7 protein-coding genes are annotated in these 6,788 nt (G+C 72.5%); 1 reads left to right on the top strand and 6 read right to left on the bottom strand.

The genetic code is table 11. The features are described 5' to 3' along the window. The 4 genes from CCN42_RS23455 to CCN42_RS23440 all read right to left on the bottom strand — a co-directional run. Positions 1 to 463, bottom strand: a 463-nt coding sequence (locus CCN42_RS23455; RefSeq protein ID WP_086738559.1) for a MarR family winged helix-turn-helix transcriptional regulator, incomplete at its 3' end; no start/stop codon positions are given. Then, on the bottom strand, positions 460 to 1,239 hold the full coding sequence (locus CCN42_RS23450) for an energy-coupling factor ABC transporter ATP-binding protein (RefSeq protein WP_086738557.1): 780 nt from the start codon (positions 1,237 to 1,239) through the stop codon (positions 460 to 462). The genes CCN42_RS23455 and CCN42_RS23450, both read right to left, overlap by 4 nt. Then, positions 1,227 to 1,988: a cobalt ECF transporter T component CbiQ gene (gene cbiQ / locus CCN42_RS23445; RefSeq protein ID WP_086738555.1), complete on the bottom strand. Its 762-nt coding sequence runs from the start codon at positions 1,986 to 1,988 to the stop codon at positions 1,227 to 1,229. The genes CCN42_RS23450 and cbiQ overlap by 13 nt, the downstream gene beginning before the upstream one ends. Positions 1,989 to 1,995: 7 nt before the next feature. Further along, positions 1,996 to 3,051, bottom strand: a complete 1,056-nt coding sequence (locus CCN42_RS23440; protein ID WP_086738554.1) for an energy-coupling factor ABC transporter permease — start codon at positions 3,049 to 3,051, stop codon at positions 1,996 to 1,998. A gap of 150 nt (positions 3,052 to 3,201) precedes the next feature. Here CCN42_RS23440 and CCN42_RS23435 point away from each other — a divergent pair, with 150 nt between their 5' ends. After that, positions 3,202 to 3,561, top strand: a complete 360-nt coding sequence (locus CCN42_RS23435) for an SsgA family sporulation/cell division regulator (protein ID WP_086738551.1) — start codon at positions 3,202 to 3,204, stop codon at positions 3,559 to 3,561. Here the strand turns inward: CCN42_RS23435 and CCN42_RS23430 are convergent, their stop codons facing one another. Next, positions 3,562 to 5,235, bottom strand: a complete 1,674-nt coding sequence (locus CCN42_RS23430; RefSeq protein WP_086738549.1) for a penicillin-binding transpeptidase domain-containing protein — start codon at positions 5,233 to 5,235, stop codon at positions 3,562 to 3,564. Positions 5,236 to 5,409: 174 nt separating this feature from the next. After that, the coding region (locus CCN42_RS23425; protein WP_107427634.1) for a penicillin-binding transpeptidase domain-containing protein at positions 5,410 to 6,788 on the bottom strand (1,379 nt) is incomplete at its 5' end.

Raw genomic sequence — 6,788 nt, 5'->3', positions numbered from 1 at the left:
CCGCCCGGTGGGCGAGGTGCCACAGCTCCTCGCGCAGCCGGGCGACGTCCGCCGCGCCGAGCCCCGTCGCCGTGAGCAGGGCGCCGGGGACGCACGCCGCACGCTCCCGCAGTTCCTCCGCGCGCCCCGTGCCCGCGACGAGCACCGAACGGTCGTCGTGCGGTGAGCGCTCCCGGCGGACGAGACCGGCGCCCTCCATCCGCTTGAGCAGCGGCGACACCGTGCCGTAGTCCAGCCGCAGCGCGCCCGCCAGGTCCTTCACGGTCGTCTCGCCGCGCTCCCACAGCACCAGCAGCACCAGGTACTGCGGGTAGGTGAGGCCCAGCTCCTCCAGGAGCGGCCGGTACGCGGCGGTCACCGCGCGCTGGGCGGCGTACAGCGCGAAGCACAGCTGCTGGTCCAGGAGCGGCGGCCCGGAGGACTCCCCGGGCCGCTCCGCTCCCTCGTCGTCTCGGCGCGTCACGCGCCCATTGTCACGGACCGCGGGTCGAAGCCGAACGGCAGCTCCAGCCGGTGGGCGCGCATCAGCGCGTCGTCGGACAGCAGCTCGCCGGTCGGCCCGTCGGCCGCGATCACACCCTCGCTGAGGACCAGCGAACGCGGGCACAGCTCCAGCGCGTACGGCAGATCGTGGGTGACCATCAGCACGGTCACGTCCAGGGAGCGCAGGATGTCGGCCAGCTCCCGGCGGGAGGCGGGGTCCAGGTTGGACGACGGCTCGTCCAGCACCAGGATCTCCGGCTCCATGGCCAGCACGGTCGCGACGGCCACCCGGCGCCGCTGCCCGAAGGAGAGGTGGTGCGGCGGACGGTCCTTGAACTCCGCCATGCCGACCCGCTCCAGCGCCCGGTCCACCCGGGCCTCCAGCTCTGCGCCCTTCAGCCCCGCCGCCGCGGGCCCGAACGCCACGTCCTCCCGCACGGTCGGCATGAACAGCTGGTCGTCCGGGTCCTGGAAGACGATTCCGACCTTGCGCCGGATCTGAGCCATGTGCCGCTTGCCGACGGGCAGCCCGGCGACCGTCACGGTGCCGGTGCCGCCGGACAGGATGCCGTTGAGGTGCAGGACCAGGGTCGTCTTGCCGGCGCCGTTCGGCCCGAGCAGCGCGACCCGCTCGCCCCGCGCGATCGAGAAGTCCACACCGAACAGGGCCTGGTGCCCGTCGGGGTAGGCGAAGGCGAGGCCGGAGACCTCCAGGGAAGGGGCGGTGTCGGCGGGCGTATCGGTCACAGCATCCATCCCAGCAGGCAGACGACGAGGGCGGCGGCGGGCAGAGCGAGGGCGTGCGACCACTGCGCCCGGGACGCGGCCACCTCGTCGATCACCGGCATGGCACCGGCGTATCCGCGGCTCACCATGGCCAGGTGCACCCGCTCCCCGCGCTCGTAGGAGCGGATGAACAGGGCGCCCGCCGACTTGGCGAGCACGCCCCAGTGCCGCACTCCGCGCGCCTCGAACCCGCGGGACTCCCGCGCGATCCGCATGCGCCGCATCTCGTCGGTGATGAGGTCGCCGTAGCGGATCATGAAGGAGGCGATCTGCACCAGCAGGGGCGGCAGCTTCAGCCGTTGCAGGCCGAGCAGCAGTTCCCGCAGCTCGGTGGTGGCGGCCAGCAGCACGGAGGCGGCGACGCCGAGGGTGCCCTTGGCGAGCACGTTCCAGGCGCCCCACAGTCCGCTGACACTGAGCGACAGCCCCAGCACCTCGACCCGCTCGCCCTCCGCGACGAACGGCATGAGCACCGCGAACGCGACGAACGGCACCTCGATCAGCAGCCGCTTGAGGAGGAAACCGGCGGGCACGCGCGCGTGGTGGGCGACGACGGCGAGGAGCAACGCGTACACCCCGAACGCCCACATCGCCTCGCGCGGGGTGGAGACCACGACCAGCACGAAGGCGAAGACGGCGGCGAGCTTGGTGTGCGGCGGCAGCGCGTGCACCGGCGAGTCGCCCCGCCGGTAGAGCCGATGCGCGTGCCCTGCGCCCATGACGGCGTCAGACGTTCTCGACGGTGGTGGACGACGGCGAGGTGTCGCCGGCGCGGCGTTGGCGCACCGCCCAGAACACCGCGCTGCCCGCGACGACGGTCAGGCCGACACCGATCACTCCGGCGAGACCGCCGGAAAGGCGGGCGTCGTCGACGTCCTTGACGCCGTAGTCGGCGAGCGGGGAGTCGGCGACCGCGTGCTCCTCCGCCTTCCGGTCGATGCCGTGGTCGGCGGCGACCTTCTCCAGACCGTCGGGGTCGGCGGAGGCGTAGAAGCTGACGAACCCGGCGAGGACCACGGACGCGGCGAGCCCGGCGAGCCACACCGTGCGGTGCGAGGTGCGGGCCGCGGCCGGGGCGGCCTCGGGGGCGGGCGCGTCGACGAGTTCGCCGCCCACCCGCAGCTTCAGCGGGGCGCGCAGATCGCGGGCGGCGTGCACCAGGTCGGGACGGACGGCGATCACGGCGCCGACGGTGAGCGCGGTGATCGCGGCCTCGCCGATGCCGATGAGGAGGTGCACGCCGACCATGGCGCCGGCGACCTTGCCGATGGCGACGTCGGTGGTGCCGCCGATCCAGTACAGGAAGGTGAAGGCGAGGGCCGCGGCGGGCACGGAGAGCAGCGACGCCACGAACGAGGCGGCGGTGACGGAGCGGCGGGTGCGCGGCAGCACCTTCACCAGGCCGCGGAAGACGGCGTAGGCGACGATCACCGTGACCACCGCCATGTCGGTGATGTTCACGCCGAGCGCGGTCAGACCGCCGTCCGCGAAGAGGATGCCCTGCATGAGCAGGACGACGGATATGCACAGCACGCCGGTGTACGGGCCGACGAGTATCGCGGCGAGCGCGCCGCCGAGCAGATGACCGCTGGTCCCGGCGGCGACCGGGAAGTTCAGCATCTGGACGGCGAAGATGAACGCCGCGACGAGGCCGGCCAGGGGCGCGGTGCGCTCGTCGAGCTCGCGGCGCGCGCCGCGCAGGCTCACGGCGACGGCGCCCGCGGCGACGACTCCGGTGGCCACGGAGGTGGGGGCGTCGATGAATCCGTCAGGTACATGCACCGTTCGATGATAGTGGCCTAATGCGAACCCTTTGCAAGAGCGAGCTCGTCTCTTGTGGCCCCGAAGGTGTGAAGAGTGGAATATGGGACATGAGAGAAGAAAGCGGATGCACCGTTTCCGCGTAGGTCACGCTGGGTAAGGGGTCCTTCCATGTCTGTGGTCGAGCAGTACGCGCGGGCCCACATCGTCACCGACGCCGACGACCAGGTGGACGACGATCAACGAGCGGTTCCGGTCATCCTCCGGTACGACCCCGACGTCGACCCGCGCGCGGTACGGATAAATCTCCCCGGCGACCACGAGTGGTCCTTCGAACGCGAGCTTCTCGAACAGGGCCTGCGCGCGCCCGCCGGGACCGGCAGCGTGCGGGTGTGGCCGTGCGGGCGCGTCCAGGCCGTGGTCGAGTTCCACGACGCGCACGGCGTCTCGGTGGTCCAGCTCGACACCAAGGCACTGATGCGCTTCCTGCGCCGCACCTACACGACCGTCCCCGTCTCCGCCGCCGGGTGATCAGTCCCCGAGCTTCAGCAGCGCGGCCACGATCGGCCCCGCCGTCTCACCGCCGTGCCCGGCCGCCTGGACGACACCCGCGGCCGCCAGGTCGTCCCGGTACGCGGTGAACCAGCCGTTCGGCTTCTTCTGGTTGTCCACCTCGGCCGAGCCGGTCTTCGCGCCGACGTCACCGGCCACCCCGGCCATCGCCTCCGCGGCCGTGCCGTACGCCGCCGTGTAGGACATCAGGTCCCGCAACTGGGCCAGCGTCGACGCCGACATGGTGCGCGAGGCCGTGGCCAGGGCGCGCCCGTCCACCGACGGGGCGACCAGATACGGCTGCCGGAACACACCCGACTTCACCGTGGCCGACACCGACGCCATGTTCAGCGGGTTCATCCGCACCCCGCCCTGGCCGATCAGCGCCGCGCCCATCTGCGCCTTCGACTCCACCGGCACCGAACCGTCGAACGTCGGCACGCCGACCGCCCAGTTGTTCAGCGACAGCCCGAACACCTGCTGGGCCTGCTTGGTCAGATCGTCGTCCTTCAGCTTCGGCGCCTGGCTGATGAAGGCCGTGTTGCAGGACCGCGCGAAGCTCGCCTTGAAGGTTCCGCCCTTGATCTCGAACTTGTCGTCGTTCTGGAACTTCCAGTTGCCGTACGTGAAGAACTTCGGGCACGGGTGCGCCTTGTCCGCCGAGGCCAGCCCCTTCTCGATGAGCATCGAGGAGGTGATGACCTTCATCGTGGAACCGGGTGCGAGCGAGCCCTGGAAGGCGGTGTTGAAGCCCGGCGAGGAGTTCGCCACCGCCAGGATCTCGCCGGTCGACGGCTTGAGGACGACGACCGAGGCGCGCGCCTTCGCGGCGACCTGCCTCTCCGCGGCGGCCTGCATCCGGGGGCTGAGCGTCGTCTTCACGGTGCCGGGCGTGCCCTCGCTCAGCTCCAGCAACGTCTTGTCGGACAGCTTCTTCGCCGCGGACTCCTTGCCGCGCACCACCCGCAGCTCGACACCCGCCGTGCCGCCCGCCGTCTTGCCGTACTTCTCGCGCAGCCCGTCGAGCACCGGGCCCAAGGAGGGGTACTTCTTCGTCGTCAGCTCGCCGCCGTCCCGGTCAAGCGCCTTCACGGGCGGGGTGCCCGCCTCGCCGGTGACGAGGGTGTCGCCCTCGCGCAGCTCCGGGTGGACCACCGCCGGCGCCCAGTCGACCAGCGGCCTGCCGTCCGAGGCGCGCCGCACCACGGTCAGCGCGCTGTCGTACACCAGCGGCTTGCTGACGCCCTTGTAGGTGACCGTGCCCCTGACCGTGAACGGCACCTTGTCACCGGCACGGGGGCCGGGGGCGAGAGTGACCTTCTCGACGTGGGCGCTCCTGGTCCAGCCGGTGAGCAGGCCGGTGGCCGCCCGGGCGTCGTCGGTGACGGCGGCGGCCTGCGCCACCTCGCCCTGCTGCCAGGCGGTGAGGAAGCGCTGGGCCGTGCCGGTGACCTCGGTGGCGGACAGCGGACCCGTCGGTACCGACTTGACGCGCGCCTCGGTGGCGCCGGCCGTCCCGTCCTCGGCCGTGGCGCCGCCGCCCAGCAGCGCGTAGGCGCCGACCCCGGCGCCGCCGACGACCACGGCGATCATCCCGCCGATGACGACGGGTCTCGTCTTCCGCCGCTCGGCGACGCGCCTTCTGTTACCCACTGCGTTCCCGATCCTCCGCGGCGCCCCGGGTGTTCCGGAGCGCCGGTCTCTCATGGCCTGTGCGGCCCACAGCCTTCACCGTCTGCAACGACGGCACCACCCTAGAGTCCCGTCCGGCGCGCGTGACATCAGCCACCCGCACGGCGTGCGTTCGCTCCCCTTCGGGGAGTCCCGTCAGCCGCCCGCGCGGAGCACCGATGCCACGATGGGACCCGCCGCGTCACCGCCGCGCCCGCCCTGCTGCACCATGGCCGCCGCCGCGACGTCGTCGCGGTAGCCGGTGAACCAGCTGTTGGCCTTGGCCCCGTCGACCTCGGCGGTGCCGGTCTTCGCGCCGATGCTGCCACTCAGCCCGGCCATCACCTGGGCCGCGGTGCCGCTGGTGGCGGTGCGGTTCATCATCGCCCGCAACTGCTGGACGGTGCTCGCGTCGAGCCCGCGCGCGGTGGCGAGTTCCCGGTCGTCGAGGGCCCGCGGCACGATCACCGGCTGCCGGAAGGCGCCCGTCGTCGCGGTCGCGGTCACCGACGCCATGTTCAGCGGATTCATCTGGACCTGGCCCTGGCCGAGCAGGTTGGCCGCGGTGTCCGGGCCGCCGGAGGCGGGCACCGAGCCGTCGAAGGAGGGGACGCCGACCTGCCAGGTGCGGCCGATGCCGAAGCGGTCCTCGGCCTCGCGGGTCAGGGAGTCGGCCCGCACCTCGTCGGCGAACTTGACGAAGGCCGTGTTGCAGGACCGGGCGAAGCTCTCCGAGAGGGTGGCGTTCGGGTTGGGCTCCAGCCCGGGCAGGTTACCGAAGGTCTGGCTCTCCGAGACCGCCGTGGGAGGACAGGGCGCCGGGCCGTCCATGCTCGTCAGCCCGGTGTCGATGAGCATGGCCGCGCTGAGTGTCTTCATCGTCGAGCCGGGCGCCACCTGCCCCAGGAACGCCGCGTTCCAGCCGTCCGCGCGGTTGTTGGCGACCGCCAGCACCTCGCCGGTGCTCTGCTTGACGGCGACCACGGACGACTCGGGGTACCGCTTCACCGCCTTCTCGGCCGCGGCCTGCGCGGTCGCGCTCAGCGTCGTCTGCAGCCGCCCCGCCTCGCCCTCGGCGAGGGTCAGCAGCGAGGTGTCGGCCGCGCCGGTCCCCTCCGCGTGCCGCACCACGAGTTCGACGCCCGGGGTGCCGCCGGCCTTGTCGCCGTAGCGCTCGCGCAGCTCGTCCACGATCGGGCCGAGGGAGGGGTACTCGTCCTCGTCCAGCACCGTGCCGTCGCGGTCCACGGCCTCGATCGGCGGGCTCGCCGACTCCTCCGTGACGAGCGTGTCCCCCTCCTTCAGCGCCGGGTGGACGACCGACGGCTTCCAGTCCACCAGCGCCCGCCCGGTGGTGACCCCGCGCACCACGGTGAGCCGGCTCTCGTACGCCAGCGGCTCGCTCCTGCCGTCGTAGGACACCGTCGCCCTCACCGAGAACGGCACCGTGGTGCCCCGGGCGGCGCCCGGGGTGATCCGCACGTCCGTGATGTGCGCGTCCTCGCCGAAGGCGGTCAGCAGCGGCCCCGCCGCCT

Source organism: Streptomyces glaucescens, assembly GCF_002154375.1.
Lineage (GTDB): Bacteria > Actinomycetota > Actinomycetes > Streptomycetales > Streptomycetaceae > Streptomyces > Streptomyces glaucescens.
The sequence above is the reverse complement of the archived record's forward strand: the minus strand, read 5'-3'. Positions and strand labels throughout refer to the sequence as shown.